Below are 18,243 nucleotides of genomic sequence, written 5' to 3' on the forward strand. Positions count from 1 at the left end.
CTTGTCCTCCTCTTCTATTGCATAAGAGACCTCATTTTCTTTGTAAAACCAGCATCTGTGATGGCGGCTACTTTACGAGCCTTGCCAATCGCAGTGCTTAATTCCAGTGTTGAAAACACGGTTGACACTTCTATCTTGTAATAATGGCTTTTATCAGTAATCTTTTTTGTCAGATTTGGTCCCGCATCTTCAGCTAGAAAGATCAGATGAACCTTTCCTTCTTGGATGGCTTTGATGACCAATTCTTCTCCTGAAATGACGCGGCCAGCCCGCTGGGCCAAACCCAGCAAGTTTGCTAGTTTTTCTTTATTCAAGACCCAACTCTCTTCTCTTGACTTTGTGATCGACATAGGCAATCAGCTCGTCGTAGAAGCTTTCTTCTACTTCCATACTGAAACTACGGTTAAAGACCCGTTTTTTCTTGGCCTGCTGAGCTTCTTCGTTATCTAGCTTGATATAAGCACCTCGCCCATTAGCCTTGCCTGTCGGATCAATGAAGACCTGACCTTCTTTATTCTTGACGATGCGCAACAGATCACGCTTGTCAATCACTTCATTTGACACAACTGATTTTCTTAAAGGGATTTTTCTTGTTTTTGCCATATCTGCCTCCCTTATTCTGCGGCTACTGCTTCACTTTCTTCAAGTTCGATTTCAGTTGCCACTTCTGTATCACTCAGCTCTTCTGCTTCAAATCCTGCTGAAAGGGCATCGACTTCGGCTGGTACTTCTTCTGCTACGTAATCTTGGCCAAATCCACCAAGCTCGTTGGCTACTTCCATTGCTTCAAATTCGCTGGCTGACTTGATATCAATTCTAAAGCCAGTCAAATGAGCTGCCAAGCGAACGTTTTGACCACGACGACCGATAGCCAGAGAAAGTTTATTATCTGGCACAACAACCAAAGCTCGCTTATTGTCTTCAGCATGGAAAATAACTTGATCGACCTCAGCTGGAGCAATGGCATTGTAGATGTACTCTGCTGGATCGGCAACCCATTCGATGACATCGATATTTTCCTCAGTCGGAATCATACGGCCACTTTTGGCATCATACTTGGCTGGGTGGAATTTGCTGGTAATCTTCTTGATATTGGCACCACCACGTCCGACGATGGTTCCGATAGCATCCACGTTTGGATTGTGGCTGCGAACCGCTACCTTGGTCCGATCGCCCGCTTCACGAGACACGCTCATGATTTCAACAGTTCCGTCGTAAACCTCAGGAATTTCCTGCTCCATCAAGCGCTTGATCATCTCTGGATGGCTACGGCTAACGAAGACATTGACACCACGCGGATTGTCTTCTACCTTGTAGACAAAAACTTCGATGCGGTCATGAGAGGCAAAGACCTCACCAGGAATCTGGTCTTGTTTAGATAATTGTGCTTCAATGGTTCCCAGATTGACATAGATAAAGCGATTATCAAAGCGCTCTACTGTTCCTGACATGATTTCATTTTCATGTTCTTTGTAGGTATTGTAAGTGATAGCACGGGTTTGCTTGCGCATCTTTTCCATGATGGTCTGCTTAGCAGATTGAGCTGCTACGCGGCCAAATTCAGCTGGCGCTTCTTCAAACTTGATCTTGTCTCCTAGCTCATAGGCAGAGCTGATAGCCAAGGCATCCTTGAGGCTGATTTCCAAGCGGCTATCAAAGACCTCATCCACGACTTCACGGACAGTATAGACATGGAAATCACCTGTTTTTTCATTAAACTCAATGGCTGCGCTGTCTGCCTGACCGTAGCGACGACGATAAGCAGAGCGAAGGGATTCTGTCACTGCTTCGATAATATCTTCTTTTTTAATACCTTTGTCCTCTTCCAAAATACGGAAGGCCTCTAGCATTTCTTTACTCATCTTCATGTAACTTTTGCTGAAGCAAAAGTATTCCTTTCTTCATTATATTATTGCGATTTTTCACTAAAATTTAACGGCCAGTCTTGCTTTTGACACTAGATTATATGGAATTTCAACTTCTTTTTTGCGTGTTTTATCCATATATTCCATGAGCAAGACATCGTCTTCAAATCCAAGTAACGTTCCTTCGAAAACCTTATTTTTATCCAGTGCCTTATAAAGACTGACATGGATATAGCTTCCAACTGCAGCTGCCACAGCTTCCTTGGTCTTCAGCGGACGCTCCAAGCCTGGGCTAGTCACTTCCAGAAAATACTGGTCAGGAAAAGGATCGGGCTTGATAGAGTCCAACAGAGGACTGATAATATCAGTCAAATCTGCTGTATCATTGACCGTAATCCCCTCGGGCTTGTCTACAAAAACACTGAGAACATAGTCACCGCCCATCTTGCCGTACTCAATATCTACTAATTCATAGGGGTCTTGGATGGCTGGCTCAATGACTTCTCTTACTAATTCAACAATTGTTGCGATAAGACTGCACCTCCTCACAGACAAGAGGCGAAGATACTTCCTCGCCTCTCTTTTATATTCACTAAAACGATTATAGCATAGTCTGCCTTGAAAATCAAGGGATATACTTCTATTTCTCTACAAAGTCTAAAATAGACTAGATGGGATAACTGTAGCTAGGCGCCTTATTGATGGTCCGTCGATGCTGTTGTAGAGCTGCTAGAAGAGCTAGAGTGACTTTCACTCTCACTCGTGGTGCTGCTGGAAGGCGATGACGACGATGAACGTTCGCTTGTACTAGAAGAACTTGTTACCGTACCGTCTGTCACGTAGAAAGTAATCTTGGTATTTGATTTCAATTTAATACCTTGACCAGCTGCTGGAGACTGGGATGTCACCAAATCAGCTTGACTGGACTCCACGGAGCGATCAATCACTCGCTCAATACGAGACGAAGCGATTCCCATCTCCATCAGATAGGACCGTGCATAGGCATACGAAACTTGGAGATGACCAAAGTCCGGCATTGGAACAGTAGTCACTGTTTTAGCAACTGTCAGAGTAATCTGTTTATTGGACGTCACATCATAAGAAGAGCCTGCAGCTGGGGTTTGACTGATGACCACTCCTTCTTCAGCATCAGAACTTTCTTCTTCTACGATCTTGATCAGCTTCTCAGGAATATTGTAAGTGCTTTTCAGATCTTCAATCGCCTCTGAGGACTTCTTACCAACGTAATTTTCTACTGTAAAGGTTTTTGCTCCTTTGGAGACAATCAAATCCACTTTACTGTTTTCACGGCGTTGACTATTAGCTGGTGGATCTGTCTTGATGATCTTACCTTCCGCCACTTTATCACTGTAGTCCTCCTTGATTTCTCCTACCTCAAGACCCTTAGCAGTGATGGTCGAACGAGCTTCTGCTACTGTTTGTCCTGCTACATCTGGAACCGTAGTATTGGCAGGACTCTTGTAGATCAGAAAGAAGAAGGCCGCAAAAACTAAGAGAATAGCTAAGAACAGAACTTTGTATCTAGCTCTTAAATGACGTTTTTTCGGCTTTTTGACTGGAGCTTTTAAAACAGGGGCCTCTCTCTTCACATCAGCCGCAACTTTAGGAGCCACTGCTTCTGCGACAGGACTTGGAGCTGACTGAGGAACTGGAGGAACTTTTGGCAAAGTTTTAGTATCTGCCTTGGCCCCATCATCAAAGACCAGTTTCTTTTCATTTCGACGGTCATAAGATAAGCTACTGGACAAATCAACATACATCTCTGCAACGGATTGATAGCGATCGCTCAGCTTTTTAGCTGTTGCCTTAATGACCACATTTTCCAAGGCCTGAGGTACATTCGGATTTTCTGCGATGATTGAAGGCAGGGGCTTTTGGAAATGCTGCAAAGCAATCGTCACAGCACTATCTCCGTCATAAGGGATATGCCCTGTCAGCATCTCGTAGAAAATAATCCCCATGGCATAAATATCGCTCTGAACAGTGGCTTTGGAACCCCGTGCCTGCTCTGGCGAAAGATAATGCACCGACCCCAGCATCGAATTGGTCTGGGTCAGACTGGTCTCAGCGAAAGCCACGGCAATCCCAAAGTCTGTTACCTTAGCATCGCCATCTGGTGTCAAGAGGACATTTTGTGGTTTTAGATCACGGTGGACAATCCCACGTGTATGCGCTAGGCGCATAGCCAGTAGGATTTGCCCCATGATTCTAACTGCTTCTTCGTTTGAAAGTGGAGAATTTTCTTTGATATAGCGCTTAAGGTCAAGCCCAGACACATATTCCATGGCCAGATATTGCTGACCATCTTCTTCTCCAATATCGGAAATCCGGACAATGTAAGGATGATCCAAGTCCGCCATTGCTTTGGCTTCTCTTTGGAAGCGGGCAACTGCAATAGGATCTGTCTGATAATTGGTTCTAAGAACCTTTACAGCAACCTCCTCACCATCAAGTATCAGATCTCGCGCCAGATAGACATCTGCCATGCCTCCACGGCCAATCTGTTTGATGATTTTATATCGCCCGGCAAAGATCTTGCCGATTTGAATCATTCCTGTTCCTCCTTGTCAAAACGAACCAGAGCAACTGTGATATTATCCAGCCCTCCAGCATTGTTGGCAAAGCGAATTAAGGTTTCAGTTTTTTCAGATAGGCTGATATCGCTAGTGACAATATCATAAATTTCGCTGTCTGAAATCATATTGGTCAGACCGTCACTGTTGAGCAGAAGGTAATCACCATCTTCTAACGTGATCATGCCGTAGTCAGGCTGCACTTCGTCTTTTTGACCGATAGACTGAGTGATAATATTTTTCTGCGGATGGCGTTCCGCCTCTTCTTGTGTAATCTGTCCAGCCTTGAGCAAAGCATTAACAAGTGAATGGTCACTAGTTAATTGGCTATATTCCTCACCGCGAATCAAGCCAATGCGAGAATCACCAATATGAGCATAGATAGCTTGATTATCAATAATAGCCAAGGCTTCTAGCGTCGTGCCCATGCCCTTGTATTCTTCGTCCTGACCAAATTGGTGGATCCGCTGATTTTCTTGTTCCAAATGCTCTGCAAACCATTCACGGACTTGGTTCACTGAGTCAATCTGAGTATCAACCCATGCGGCACCCAGGTCTGTTACTGCCATTTCACTGGCAATGTTACCAGCTCTGTGACCACCCATACCATCAGCCAAGATAATCATAGTCTTGCCAGCCCGATTTACAAAAAGATTGGCATAATCCTGATTATTTGTCCGCTTTTGACCAACATCTGTTAATATTGAAATTTCCATACTGTCAGTTTCCTCCTCTTAGTCCGATATCTTCCTAAATTGACTGATAAAAAATCCATCGCTTCCGTATAATTCCGGCGTAATCAAAATACAACCGTCTTTCACGATATCTTCTCTTTCATGTTCTAGTCTAACTTGCTCAAAATTTGGGTGTCTTTCTAGAAATTTCTTGACTACTTCAAAATTCTCTGCAGACACAATCGTGCAAGTACTATAAGTTATTATACCACCTTTACGTAGACTTTGACAAACGCTGTCTAGTATATCCAGCTGAATTTTTTGTAAATTTTCAAAATCAGCGTTTTCTTTATTGTACTTAATGTCTGGCTTGCGGCGAATTAAGCCGATGCCAGAGCAAGGAGCGTCTACTAGGATTTTATCAAATGCATTTGGTCCAAAAGTCTCAAACACCTTGGTCGCATCCAGCTTTTTAGTGGTGATTTTATCTGTCAAGCCTAGACGTTCTGCATTTTGACGAATCAAGTTCAGCTTGTGATCGTAAAGATCTAAGGCTGTAATCTGGCCGCTTGTCAGATAGGAAGCCATGTGCACAGCTTTACCACCTGGCGCACTGCAGGCATCCAGAATCTGCTCATTCCCTTCAATATGCAAGGTTGGAGCAACCAGCTGACTAGACTCGTCTTGAATAGTGATCAAGCCTTTTTCAAAGAACTCATGACCAGCAAAATGACCTTGCTTCTTGACCAAGGCTGAAGGGGCCAAGAGCGAATCGTCCGCACTCAAAACTGCTTTAATTTCTTCCTTTCGAGCCACATCCGTCACTCGAATGCTGGCCTTGTTGCGCTCAAAGAGACTAGCAAAGATAGCTTCCGCGCGTTCCTCCCCGTATTCGTCAATCAACACCTTGACCAACCAGACCGGCAGAGAATACTGGACTGAGTAGCGCTTGTTCTTGCGTTTGATAGTAGTTGGATCAGCTGCGCCTTCCCGCTCGATCTTCCGCAGGATTGCATTGATATATTTTTCACTGCCACGCTTGCGTCCTTTTGCAATCTCAACAGCTTCACTGACAACAGCATGCTGGGGGATTTTATCCAGATAGAGCATCTGGTAGAGGCTGAGCTCAAGCAGGATATAAAGCCAAGCATCCAGCTTGTCTCTATCCTCCACCCAATGAGCTAGCTGCCATTCTAGAGTAATTTTGCGAGCGACCGTTCCATAGACCAGCTCCGTGACCAAGCTTTTATCAGCTGAACTGAGGCTACTTTGTTTCAGAGCCTTGTTGAGGGCAATATTGGAATAAGCTCCCTCTTCAAAGACTTCTTCTAGAATTTCAAGAGCAAGCTCTCGGGCTCTTTTTTGCTTACTTTCCAAATTCATCACCTACCGCTAAGTTCCGACCCAGACCGTTGAGAAAGTCCTTGATGTCCATTTTGGGCTTGCCGAATGGCTGTACCGTCTTTAGAGAAAGGGCTCCCTGACCCGCCGCGACCACCAATTCTTTCTTGCTGATCGTCAGGATTTCACCCGGACGACCACTGCCTTCTACTTGGCTAACCTCGTAAATCTTGAAGCGCTGGCCAGCTAGCAGGGTATGGGCCACCGGCCAAGGATTCATGCCCCGAACCTGATTGAAAATCTGGCGACTGGTCTTTGTCCAATCAATCCGCTCTTGCTCTGGGCTGATATTCGGTGAAAAAGTCACCAGCTCTGGATCCTGAGGCTGAGCTTGAATCTCTCCCGCCACATAGGCTGGCAAAACTTCTAAAAGAAGGTCGCGGCCAATCACTGCTAGTTTTTCAAAGAGAGTTCCTACATTATCAGACTCTTCAATAGCTGTCGCTCGACTGGCAATCATATCACCAGCATCCATCTCCTTGACCATCTCCATAATGGTCACACCCGCTTCTTGATCACCATTTATCAAAGCATAATGAATGGGCGCTCCGCCACGGTATTTAGGCAAGAGAGAGGCATGGACATTCACCGCGAAGTTAACGCTGTCCAGTAAGCGGCTCGGCAGAAATTGACCAAAGGCTGCTGTCACGATGCCGTCAGCTCCCAAATTCATAATCTCTTCCAAGTCCGCGCTTTTAGCCAACTTTTCTGGTTGGTAAACTGGCAAGCCGTTAGCTAAAGCCACTTCCTTAACCGGTGTCATGCGGATTTCCTTCTTGCGGCCCACCGCTCGGTCTGGTTGAGTGACCACTGCTAAAATTTCATATTGTTCACTCTCCAGCAGGCCTTTTAAGACCGTTGCCGAAAAGTCAGGCGTTCCCATAAAAATTAATTTCACTGTCATTTCCTCAAATCTGTCGCAAAATCCCGTCACCTGCGACTGTTTTTCTTTCTATTATATCAAAAAAGCGAGCAAAGCTGACAGCTCTCGCTCACTTTCGCCATCAGATAAAATTCTGGGGTTCATTATCAATACTGAGCCTCAGGTTCTTGTTTTCTGCTTGCTGCGTTAGTTCCAAAACCCGATTGAGCGTAGCTTGCAGATCATCCTCAAAGCGATACTTCAGTAAAATCTGATAGTGGTAGAGATTGTGGGTTCGAGCAATGGGCTTGGGTGTGGGGCCCAAAATTTGCACCTTGTCCGACAGGCCACCCCGTAAAATATCCATAACTTGATAAGATTTCTTGACTACCGTTTCCTCATCCTTGTGGGATAGGGTCAGCCCGACTGTATAGTAATAAGGCGGATAGCCCAACTGCCGTCGAATTCCCATTTCATAGGCGTAGAAGCCTTCGTAATCCTGTTTTCTGGCAAAGTCAATGGCATAGTGCTGAGGATTGTAAGACTGGATAAAGACTTGCCCAGCTTTCTCAGCCCGACCTGCCCGACCTGCTACCTGAGTCAGCAGCTGAAATGTCCGTTCTGAAGAACGAAAATCTGGCAAATTCAGAGCCGTATCCGCATTGAGGACACCGACCAAGGTCACATTAGGAAAATCCAGTCCCTTGGCAATCATCTGAGTTCCCAGCAGAATGTCTGCCTGCCCCTGACCAAAAGCCTCTAGGATTTCTTCGTGGCTCCCTTTCTTACGGGTCGTGTCCACATCCATCCGCAGAATGCGAGCCTCTGGAAAGAGAGTCGTCAGCTCATCATAGGCCTTCTGCGTCCCCGTACCATAGTAGCGAATGCTGCGACTGGCACAATTAGGACAGGTTTGTGGAATGTCCTTGGTGAAGCCGCAGTAGTGGCAGTTCATGGTCTTGGTATCCATATGTAAGGTCAGAGAAATATCACAGTTGGGACAGGTGTCCACCGTGCCGCATTCCCGACACATGACAAAGCTAGAATAGCCTCGCCTGTTGAGCATGAGAACCGTCTGCTCACCCTTATTCAGACGATCCTGAATAGCTTCTAGCAAGACTGGAGTAAAATTACTGGCTTCATTTTGCCCGATATAATCTCGGAAGTCCACCACCTGAACCTGAGGAATCTGCGCCAGCGGATTAGCCCGCTTGGTCAGCTGCAAAAAGTCATAGACGCCACGGCTGGCTCTGGCCCTGCTTTCCAAACTCGGAGTCGCCGAACCCAGCACCAAGACAGCTTGATTGTAACGAGCTCTCAGAAGAGCCACCTCTCTGGCATGGTAGCGAGGATTGGAATCCTGCTTGTAGGAGGACTCATGCTCCTCGTCAATGATGATGGCTCCGATATTTGTCAGCGGAGCAAAGATGGCCGAACGCGCACCGACAACGACCTGAGCCTCTCCCCGCTCCACCTTGCGCCACTCATCGTACTTCTCACCGTCAGATAGGCCTGAATGCAAAATAGCCACCTTGTCACCAAAGCGCGAAATAAAGCGATCGGTCACCTGAGGAGTCAGAGAAATTTCCGGCACCAGCATAATCGAAGTCTTTCCTTGACCTAGAGCCTCCTCAATCACCTTGAGATAAACCTCGGTCTTGCCACTCCCCGTCACTCCTTCTAGCAAAACGGGTTGAGCCTTTTCTTTACCGATTTTCTCACAAATCGCAGCGACCGCGATTGCCTGCTCCTCATTGAGAACCAGCTTTTTATCCTGTCGCTCCTTTTGGAAATACGCCGCAGACCGGCTGATCTCTCTCTCCTCTGTGTGAAGAAGCTCCTTTTCTAAGAAAATATTGACCACTGCAGGTGAAAAGAGCTCGCGTAAGTCTTTGAGGCGACCTGATTGCGGATTTTCCAGCAGATAAGTCTGAAGCTCCTGCTGCTTTTTCGCTCGGGTAGAAGGCAGAAACTGAGCCAATTGCTCTCTATCAACTTGATACCAGGTTTCTGTCTTGATATGCTTACGGTCCGTCGCTTGGTATTCCAAGCGAATCTTACCAGCCTGAGTCAACCGCATGAGCTTGGACTGACTTTTCTTGTCCAAATCAGAAAAACGAAGACTAGCTTCCTGACCAAAAATGGCCTGCCGCTCCTCAGCTGAAAGCTGCTCCGTTGGATAAAGCAACTTGTCATAGCTGGAATTAAGAAGACTCGGCAACATGGCCTTCAGAATGGAAATTTTATAGGAAAAGACAGACTGGCGCAATTGGTCAGCTAACCAGAGCTGCTCGGCATTGAGAACCGGCCTAAAGTCAAGAACTTCAGCAATATCTTTCAATTCTCCGATATGCCCCGCCAGATCTTTAGCCTCCTCATCAGCCAAGCCAACAATCAGCCCCTGAATCAACCGACCGCCCTTACCAAAAGGCACATGCACCCGCATCCCAGCTTCTAGCATCCCAGAAAACTCCTCTGGAACCGCATAGCTGTATGGTTTATCCGTCTGCATCAGAGGAACATCGACAATAATCTTGGCAACTTTCACACTCTCACCCCGCTTTCCCTAAACGAAAAATAAGATTGAGTAACCCCAACCTTAAATTTTCTCACCCTCTTCTTTTTCTTTGGCAATTTGTTCTTTGATCTTGCGTTCTTCTTCTTCTTTACGCAAACGTTCTTCTTCCGCACGTCGGCGAACTGCTTCGCGTTTTCCTTCTGGATCGGGGTGAATCACGACATTACCAGATTCAATTTCTTCCAAAGCGCGTAGCGTTGACTTCACTGATTTGAAATCTTGAGTTGGCTTAGCACCAGCTTCTAGCTCATGGGCACGCTTAGCTTCTAAGATAACCAAAGAATATTTTGACGGCACCTTGTCCAACAAGGTGTCAATAGACGGTTTTAACATCATAACTATTTACCTAATTTCTAACTTTATTGACGGACGACTGCTTCATCCTTAGGAAGCATGTCTTGATAGTGACCGATGACTCGGTCCACACGAAAATGCTCGGCTTCAATCACACGTTTCACACGTTCAGCTGCCAAAGGTACTTGGTCATTGACAATAGCATAGTCATACTCACGCATCAAGGCAATTTCTTCTTTTGCTTTCTCAATCCGCTGAGCAATAACGTCTGCACTGTCTGTACCACGGCCAACCAAACGGTCTTTCAGCTCTTCCAAGTCTGGCGGAGTCAGAAAGATAAACACAGCATCGGGCACTTTTTTCTTGACTTGGAGTGCTCCTTGGACTTCGATTTCCAAGAAAACATCTATACCCTTATCTAAGGTCTCGTTGACATAAGTGAGTGGAGTCCCGTAATAATTGCCGACATACTCTGCATACTCGAGCATCTGCCCTTGACGGATCAACTCCTCAAACTCTTCACGAGTGCGAAAGAAATAATCAACACCATCAACTTCTCCAGGACGCTGCGGACGAGTCGTCATAGATACAGAATACTGAAACTGATTGTCCGTACTCTCAAAAATTTCCCGTCTTACTGTCCCTTTTCCAACGCCTGAGGGGCCAGAAAAGACAATTAACAAGCCTCGTTCTGTCATCATATCTCCTTCACAGTCTTTCTATCTAGTGTAACAAAATTGCGCTCATATTTCAAGAAGATTCAAAGAGATTTCCTTGATAATCCTCCCGAATCCTGCTAGATTTCAGACGCTTTTATTCATCAAATAAACCTTGAAGGCTGGCGAAAGGACTATTGGCTTCTTTCTTCTCCATTTGCTGCTTTTGATAGTCTTCCTCCGTCAGCACCTGCCAGTCATTTCCCGTAGGCATACTCGCACCAGCCTCCTCTTCAGGAGTCAAAACTTTCAGCGGAATATGAAGCAAAATATTGTCCGCCACACTGGCTGCCAGATCGATCGAATCCCCCTCAAATGGTAGAACCAAATCATCTTCCAGCAAATCTTTTTGCACAGAGCCATCTTCGACAGAAGCAAAGACTTCATGAACCGTGTAAGCTTCCTCCCTATCAACTGGAGCCATACTGCGACTAGAAGCGAGGGTAATCTTGTAGGTCAAGGTGTAATCCAAAAAATAAAGCCCATTTTCATACTGAGCCTGACCTCTGGCCACGATGTTCTGGATATCTAACACTTCACGATTACGCTCTTGTAGCTCTTGCGCCAAATCAAATTCTTGGTCAAACTGCAAGCCGCCAGCATTCTTCTTAATTTCTTGAATATTCAACATTTCAGCCTCATTTTACATTATTTTTTCTTCATTATATCATTTTCTCGACCAAATACCTACACCCTAAAAAGTGAATAAAGCAACTAAAAACAAAATCTCTCAGCCACTTAGACTGAGAGACAACACGTTTTTCCTAAGAAGGGATTATTTTCGGAATTTGAACTGGCTGTAAAGACCAAAAACGATGATCCAGACAGCTGAACCGATCGCTCCCACTACCGTTGACTCTTGTAAGAAAAGAGTGACAAAGACAAAGGCAAAGAAGAGCATGGTCAAAGGATTGAGAAACTTGTAAGCTGGCATGAGATAACCATCTGCCATAAAATCTGGTGACTTACGATATTTGAGGTGGGCCAGCATAGTCAGACCATAGATAGCGATGTAGACACCAGATGAGGAGGCCGTAATCAGAGCAAAGGAGTCCGATACTCCCGGAAGAATCTTGATAAAGGCCGCAAAGGCAATGGTAGCCGCCGAAGCCAAAATCGCATTCTGCGGAACATTTTGCCTAGATAGTTTCCCAGCTCCTATTTTCTCAAGAAAAGGATTGGGCGTATCGTGGGCAATCTGATACAAATGGCGGCCTGTTGAGTAAAGGGTCGAGTTCAGTGCGGAGGCCGCTGAGGTCAGAACCACGAAGTTAATCAAGGCTGCCGCCCATTTGAGACCCGCTAACTTAAAAACGATAACAAAGGGAGAGTCAGCCGTTGCCAGTTTTTCCCAAGGAATGATGGCCATAATGGCAAGGAGAGACCCCCCGTAAAACAAGACAATCCGCAAAGGAATTTCTTTGATGGCCTTTGGCAAGACCGCCCGTGGATTAGCCGTTTCAGAAGTGGTAATCCCGATAAATTCAATGGCCTGATAGGCAAAGAAGACCATCTGGAAAGCCATGACAAAACTTACAAAGCCATTAGGAAAAAGCTGAAAACCTCGACCAATATTCCCAAGACTAGCTACTCCGTGAGGCGTTTTAAAGCCTGTCAATACCATAAAAACAGCCGTTGCAATCAAAGCAATGATGGCTACAATCTTTATCATCGCAAACCAAAATTCGACCTCGCCGAAGACTCGAACCGCTATCAGATTGACCAAGCTAAGAAGAGCTAGAAAGACAAGCTGAATCATCCAAGCTGGCCAGTCAGGAAACCAGTACTGCACATACTGGGCAACAGCCGTAATCTCAGCCATTCCGATAAAAATCAGAGAAATCCAGTAGGACCAACCAGAAAAATATCCCCAGCCAGTTCCCAAATATTTGGTAATAAAGTTGATGAAGGTATGCTGGTCAGGGTCGTAGTAAAGCATTTCCCCAATCGCCCGCATCATCAGATACATGAAAAGGCCTGTCAGCATGTAAATCAAGATAATGGATGGACCCGTCAGGCTAATCGAGCGTCCCGCCCCCAAGAAAAGTCCCGTGCCGATGGTTCCAGCAATGGCTATAATCTGAACATGCCGATTCTGTAAGCCGCGTTTCATCCCGTTCTTTTCTGTTTTCTCGTTGTTTTTCAACTCATTTTCACTCATTCAATCATTTCCTTTCACAAATCGCTTTATTGTATCACAATTCAAGCAATTCTGCTAGATTTTTTCATTTTATATAAACATTTACTCTAGAAAATTTATGCAAAAAGACAGACTCATAGTTCGTAGAATCATTATAACAGACAGGATAAGGCATTGTATGCTGTTCTTATGAAGAGGCTCTATCTAGCCCTAACTCCCTTACTTGTCTAGGATAAACATCCCTATTATCCACCACTTGATGATAATCTGCAAGCAAGTAGCAGTCCTGAAAATTCAGTTCTTCATTTTCCTTAGCATACAAACAGAAATCATCTTCTAGCTCTTCCGATTTTACAGCCTCCATGATATCTTTTAAAAAATAGGTTTGGTTTTCTTCATTGGTCAAAAGTCCCTTTCCATTCATAGGCCGGATAAGCTCCTAGACATTGATAGTCCAAGCTTTCTGCAACCTTCTTGGAAGCTTCGTTGTGCGCATCCCATAGTGGAAAGAGTGAGCGTTTTTGAGCTTCTAAAATCATCCGGGCTCCCAAGATTTTGGCCAAGCCCTGCCTTTGGTAGGCTGGCTTGGTAGCAATTTCAATCTCAAGAGCTCCATGATAGACCAATCCTGTCGATACAGCAGCGATGATTTCCTTATCTGAATAGAGTAAAAAACCAAAGCCACCCGACGCTTTAAAATGGTCAAAATCAGAAAAATCACCCCGCAAATCCTGAGACCAGACTTCCTCAGCCAAACGCTCATAACTCTCCTCAACAATCGGACAAAGGTGGTAGTTTACTGGTAGACTGCTCTGACATTTCTCCAAGGCCTCTGTGTCAAAGTCTGCCCTGTCAGCAAAAGCGTAGCGAGTAAACCGTTGCAACTCACTCTGACTATCCAGAAACTCTTGCCAACTGGGCTCCTCAGAGATAATGACCTTGTCAGCCAAGCTGTATTTTGTGCTATAGTCCTGCCACAAATCTGGATCCACCTGACCAGCTGGAAAAAGAAAGTTCCCTAGTTGGTAAAGACAGGATGTCTCAGGAGCATTCATAAAGAACTGCCCTAGACCAGCATCCAAACCGTAAATTACCATATTTTTGGTCCAGGATTGGAAAAGGTTCTTAGCTTTTTTCATTGTTCGCATCCTTCATTCACTTACTTCAAACTCCAGCCGCCGTCAATTTTGATAATCTCGCCCTGCATAGCAGCTGCCTTACCGCTTGCCAGAAAGAGACTGACATCAGCTACTTCTTGAGGATCCAGCCAGCGCTTGATCGGCGTTTCCTCAGCAACCCAGTCTGCCAGCCCGCCTGGCTCAAAATCTGCGGCAGTCATGGCTGTCTTGACAGCGCCTGGCGCCAAGCCAAAGACTTGGATATTTTGATCCGCATAGTCCAGGGCTATCTGCTTGGTCAAACCAGCTAGAGCATGCTTAGAGGCTGTATAGGCAGCACCGCCGCCGCCAGCCAAAAAACTAGCAATCGAGCACATATTAATGATGATACCAGACTTTTTCTTCAGCATCTTCTGCAGGTAAAAGCGAGTGATTTTCATGGTTGCGGTCAGATTCAGCGCAAAAATCTGCTCCCAATCCTCGTCACTTGTCTCGTGCAAGGGACGATAATCGTCCAAAATACCGGCCGTATTGCAGAGAATGTCCACCTCAGGCAAGCTAGTGAAGAGCGGTGTCAAATCCTCTGTCAAATCCATTTTAAAAAAACGTAATTCATTTAGAATCCCCGGATTTTCACCCTTATCTACCCCATAAACACGGTAGCCATTTTCCAAAAAGGTCAGAGCCTGAGCTCGGCCGATGCCCGAGCTAGCTCCCGTCACCAGCACTGTCTTAGTCATCCACTTCCACCCAATCTGTCGCGAGGACATCACAAGGAGTCGGACTCCACATAGAGAATCCCTCCCCTTCGCCTGAAACATTGATGAGGAAATAAGGTGTCACCTCGAGAGCCACCCCATTCTGCTCAATCGTGTCAAAGAGCTGGACGTAGTTCTCTGCCCCACCCCAGCCTGTACGCACATATTTTTTCTTGGCCTTAAGGCCTGGTAAAATTTCTTCAAATGTCATGGTTTTCTCCTTTGTTATCTATAAACCTTGATTTGATAAGGTTTATGAACCTCTGAAATAAGGTGGTTTTTAAATTTGTTCACCTTTTTGTGGACTTACAGACCATTTATGGCTTTTTCGTAGTATGAAACAGCCTCTTTTTCTTTGTCCTTGGATAGGTGACTGTAGATGTCCATGGTCATAGCCAAGGTAGCATGGCCTAACCGGTATTGTAATTCTTTATAGCTGATACCAGCATTGAGCAATAAACTAGCGTGAGTATGGCGGAAGGCGTGAAAGGTAAAGCGGGGTATTCTAATTTCTTTGCAGCGCCGATCCAGAGAATCTTGCCTTGTGGCCATATTCTGATATGCTTTGGTCGGGATAGCAAATACTACAGACGGAACACGCGCCCCATCTTCTACGAATAGTTGCCGCTGCCTATTTTTGTAGAGCTTCAGCATATTGACTGTTTTCCGGTCAATACTAATCACTCTAACTCCTGCTTTACTTTTAGGCGGGCCTACTAGATCCACCAGCCTATTATAATTCTTTGATATGCTGATGGTCGCATTCTCCAAGTCGATATCAGACCACTCCAGAGCCACTGCTTCACCAAAGCGACAGCCAGTCGCAAGCAGTAGGCTATACAGCACATAATCAAAATAATGACTGTATTTTTTGAATGCCAGCTTCTCCATATAGCCTAAAAGAGACTTCAAGTCCTCCGGAGCGATAAACTTGATTGCTTTACTCTCACGCTTTGGCTTCCTGGGCAGGATAATATCTCTCGCTGGGTTGAATGGTAAGAGCTGCAGTGAAACGCCATATTTTAAGATACGGCTATTTATCGAGTGAACCACGCCAAAGTGAACCAAGCGACTTGATAAGTCATTGATGAAACTCTGGATATAACTAGCGGCCAGCTTATCCAGTCTCATCTTTCCAAAAACTGGGATTAAGTGGCTATTCACCATTCTTTCTGTCGCTATGAAGGTTTGTGGTTTGACAGTCAGCCGGTAACTTTCCAGCCACAGTTCAGCCAATTCTTGATAATTCTTCACCCGCACAGTTTTATGAACCGTTGACCCGTTCGCTTTAAAGTCAAGCTGCGCGTGCTGAGCTTTGCTCTTGACCTCTTTTCTTGTTCGTCCAGTGATACTGGTCTTTACTTTCTTCCCTGTTACCTGATCCACTCCCAGATAGACACTTGCGCGGTACACGTTGCTACCGTCTTTCTTTTTGACTTCTGTTATTTTCATGATATACCTTTCCATCAGCAGGCAAGCTGTTATTAAAAAGATTTTAGATTGAATTAGGTTTATATCATGCTAGGAGGCACGAGAGGTTCTCTATTGCATTTGTTTTCAGAGGTTAGATTAGCTTATTCATTATAACCAATTCCCCAATAGGGAATATACTGCATATTCTTTTTGCCAGCATTTTCGTCATAAATTTTTATTTTATTATTTTCTAATGCAAGAGCAATGAGTTTGGATGCGACGGATGATTGTTTATTTGTCAATCCAAATCTTTCTCTAAGTGTGCTATTGGTCATATAATCATCTTCAATGTAGAGTATAGCGGAATGGTAATAAATAGCATTTATTTTTTCTCTGTTACCCATTTCCTGGATTGTTCGTCGTTGATGTAAAGTAACAACAGTATAATTATCTTTTGAAGCGATATCGGGAGCAGGTAAGTGATTTAATTCAAGGGTCAATATAATCTTGTCTATACCGCTACCACGCGATTCTACCAAATGCATCTTTCGAAATAGATTAGCTAAATCTTCATTTCGAGAGTATGGAGGCATGTCAAGTAATCTTTCTGGACGATTAAGAGGGGAACCAGGATTTGTAAATACTACTCTATTATCAAAGATTTCAATTGTTGGCGAGCTCCCTTTTACAGAAAAATCCTGATGCACTATTTGATTTGCAACAATCTCACGTATAACAAGGGGGGGATAATCTGTATCAGAGGTTATTTGTCCATTTTCTTTTAATGTCTCAGGTTTTCTAGGTAAATGACTATTGATAAATTTTAGCAAACCGTTAAAACCAACAGCAGCTCCTTTACTTGCTGTATTATCGGCTACTGCACTAAGTTTATTGTTGCCGTCATACCTGATTACTCGTAAAGCATGCGATGAAAGATTTTCAAAATTTCTAAGATTTTTTGCGAAAGTAAATGCTCCCATATTGGTCAAATTAAAAGTTTTCCCAGAAGGTTCTACAATACCATCGTTTATCATATGAGTAATAATTTCTTCGTCAGTCGAACCAACAAAATGGCCTAACATTTTCAAATAAGAATTAACATCAAGCAATTCTTTGATCTCATCAAATGTACATGCAGTTTTTGCATATTCTTTTTCAAATGATCGTGCCTCAAAGGATTTCCATAACTCTCTTTCTTTTTCAGGATAATCCTTTAAATTTTTTAAAGATGATCCGCTTCTGATATATCGTTCACCTCTAAAAGCAACAGGTCTACCAGCATTCATATGGATAACTAGAACGACAACATGATTTTGGTCAATATCATATTCTTCAAACCGAATTGTAATGCGAGGGTCAAGCATTCTTTCTAACCAAGTAATAAATGGTTCTCCACCATGTTTTTCAGTTTTTGGGTAGAACTTTGTGCCTATAATTTCTTTTGAGATATCATCAATCCCCCAAATTAGGTACGAAAATTGTCGGTTTAGAGTTGCTGACGAGTTAGCTAAAGCTGATATATATTTACCTATACGCTCATGATCTTTATTATTCACTTTGTATTCAATAATTTCATCTTCATTTTTAGTCAATAATTTTAATAATTTCTCTGAATCTCTATTTTCCATAATTTTTATTTTCCAAGTAAATTCTAAACAGGCTAGAAAGATTGTTAAATCAACGTTTCTTTATTTTCCAAGTAAATTCCACGCGCCCCTAAGTTGAGTTCACAAATTTTTATGTTAACAAAATTGGTAGGTATATCTTAATATGGCGTTGAACTCCGAGCGAACGCCGAGAAAGCACGCGCATTGGCGATAAAATCGGCAC

18 protein-coding genes and 1 pseudogene are annotated in these 18,243 nt (G+C 44.3%); all 19 read right to left on the reverse strand.

Features of this window, described 5'->3' with window-relative positions:
• Positions 1 to 14: 14 nt before the first annotated feature.
• The 19 genes and pseudogenes from HBA50_RS07795 to HBA50_RS07885 all read right to left on the reverse strand — a co-directional run bounded on the left by HBA50_RS07795 (position 15) and on the right by HBA50_RS07885 (position 18,041).
• A complete protein-coding gene (locus HBA50_RS07795; protein WP_045498840.1) occupies positions 15 to 314 on the reverse strand; it encodes a YlxQ-related RNA-binding protein in 300 nt (99 codons plus the stop codon).
• Complete coding sequence (rnpM, locus tag HBA50_RS07800; RefSeq protein ID WP_045498837.1) at positions 307 to 603, reverse strand: RNase P modulator RnpM; 297 nt, start codon at positions 601 to 603, stop codon at positions 307 to 309. Before rnpM ends, HBA50_RS07795 begins: the two co-directional genes overlap by 8 nt.
• 11 nt (positions 604 to 614) lie before the next feature.
• The gene (nusA, locus tag HBA50_RS07805; protein ID WP_306452453.1) at positions 615 to 1,862 is read right to left on the reverse strand and encodes a transcription termination factor NusA; all 1,248 of its coding nucleotides are present in this window, start codon (positions 1,860 to 1,862) and stop codon (positions 615 to 617) included.
• 63 nt (positions 1,863 to 1,925) lie between these two features.
• The gene (gene rimP, locus HBA50_RS07810) at positions 1,926 to 2,414 is read right to left on the reverse strand and encodes a ribosome maturation factor RimP (RefSeq protein ID WP_045498833.1); all 489 of its coding nucleotides are present in this window, start codon (positions 2,412 to 2,414) and stop codon (positions 1,926 to 1,928) included.
• Positions 2,415 to 2,560: 146 nt separating this feature from the next.
• Positions 2,561 to 4,438: a Stk1 family PASTA domain-containing Ser/Thr kinase gene (gene pknB / locus HBA50_RS07815; protein ID WP_045498830.1), complete on the reverse strand. Its 1,878-nt coding sequence runs from the start codon at positions 4,436 to 4,438 to the stop codon at positions 2,561 to 2,563.
• Positions 4,435 to 5,175, reverse strand: coding sequence for a Stp1/IreP family PP2C-type Ser/Thr phosphatase (locus HBA50_RS07820; protein WP_045498827.1), 741 nt, complete (start codon positions 5,173 to 5,175; stop codon positions 4,435 to 4,437). Before HBA50_RS07820 ends, pknB begins: the two co-directional genes overlap by 4 nt.
• A gap of 18 nt (positions 5,176 to 5,193) precedes the next feature.
• Positions 5,194 to 6,510, reverse strand: coding sequence for a 16S rRNA (cytosine(967)-C(5))-methyltransferase RsmB (gene rsmB, locus HBA50_RS07825; protein WP_179856627.1), 1,317 nt, complete (start codon positions 6,508 to 6,510; stop codon positions 5,194 to 5,196).
• Positions 6,500 to 7,438, reverse strand: coding sequence for a methionyl-tRNA formyltransferase (gene fmt / locus HBA50_RS07830; RefSeq protein WP_045498821.1), 939 nt, complete (start codon positions 7,436 to 7,438; stop codon positions 6,500 to 6,502). The genes rsmB and fmt overlap by 11 nt, the downstream gene beginning before the upstream one ends.
• Before the next feature lie 100 nt (positions 7,439 to 7,538).
• Entirely contained in the window at positions 7,539 to 9,944 is a 2,406-nt protein-coding gene (locus HBA50_RS07835) for a primosomal protein N' (RefSeq protein WP_045498818.1), read from the reverse strand.
• 51 nt (positions 9,945 to 9,995) lie between these two features.
• On the reverse strand, positions 9,996 to 10,310 hold the full coding sequence (gene rpoZ / locus HBA50_RS07840; RefSeq protein WP_005590937.1) for a DNA-directed RNA polymerase subunit omega: 315 nt from the start codon (positions 10,308 to 10,310) through the stop codon (positions 9,996 to 9,998).
• 23 nt (positions 10,311 to 10,333) lie between these two features.
• Complete coding sequence (gene gmk, locus HBA50_RS07845) at positions 10,334 to 10,969, reverse strand: guanylate kinase (protein ID WP_142322398.1); 636 nt, start codon at positions 10,967 to 10,969, stop codon at positions 10,334 to 10,336.
• Between the two features lie 112 nt (positions 10,970 to 11,081).
• Positions 11,082 to 11,615, reverse strand: coding sequence for a DUF177 domain-containing protein (locus HBA50_RS07850; protein WP_045498812.1), 534 nt, complete (start codon positions 11,613 to 11,615; stop codon positions 11,082 to 11,084).
• 144 nt (positions 11,616 to 11,759) lie between these two features.
• Complete coding sequence (locus tag HBA50_RS07855) at positions 11,760 to 13,145, reverse strand: amino acid permease (protein ID WP_045498809.1); 1,386 nt, start codon at positions 13,143 to 13,145, stop codon at positions 11,760 to 11,762.
• Between the two features lie 181 nt (positions 13,146 to 13,326).
• Positions 13,327 to 13,548: pseudogene (locus HBA50_RS07860) on the reverse strand (hypothetical protein); the annotation flags it as partial.
• Positions 13,520 to 14,263 (reverse strand): GNAT family N-acetyltransferase, encoded by a 744-nt coding sequence (locus HBA50_RS07865; protein ID WP_045498806.1) that lies wholly within the window; start codon positions 14,261 to 14,263, stop codon positions 13,520 to 13,522. The pseudogene HBA50_RS07860 and the gene HBA50_RS07865, both read right to left, overlap by 29 nt.
• 20 nt (positions 14,264 to 14,283) lie before the next feature.
• Positions 14,284 to 14,982, reverse strand: a complete 699-nt coding sequence (locus HBA50_RS07870) for a 3-oxoacyl-ACP reductase (protein WP_045498803.1) — start codon at positions 14,980 to 14,982, stop codon at positions 14,284 to 14,286.
• Positions 14,975 to 15,211 (reverse strand): DUF2829 domain-containing protein, encoded by a 237-nt coding sequence (locus HBA50_RS07875; protein WP_002899859.1) that lies wholly within the window; start codon positions 15,209 to 15,211, stop codon positions 14,975 to 14,977. The genes HBA50_RS07870 and HBA50_RS07875 overlap by 8 nt, the downstream gene beginning before the upstream one ends.
• Positions 15,212 to 15,306: 95 nt before the next feature.
• Positions 15,307 to 16,452, reverse strand: a complete 1,146-nt coding sequence (locus HBA50_RS07880) for a tyrosine-type recombinase/integrase (RefSeq protein ID WP_045498801.1) — start codon at positions 16,450 to 16,452, stop codon at positions 15,307 to 15,309.
• Between the two features lie 122 nt (positions 16,453 to 16,574).
• A complete protein-coding gene (locus tag HBA50_RS07885; protein WP_045498799.1) occupies positions 16,575 to 18,041 on the reverse strand; it encodes an ATP-binding protein in 1,467 nt (488 codons plus the stop codon).
• Positions 18,042 to 18,243 lie beyond the last annotated feature (202 nt).

This window comes from Streptococcus cristatus ATCC 51100 (assembly GCF_011612585.1).
Classification (GTDB): Bacteria; Bacillota; Bacilli; order Lactobacillales; family Streptococcaceae; genus Streptococcus; species Streptococcus cristatus_H.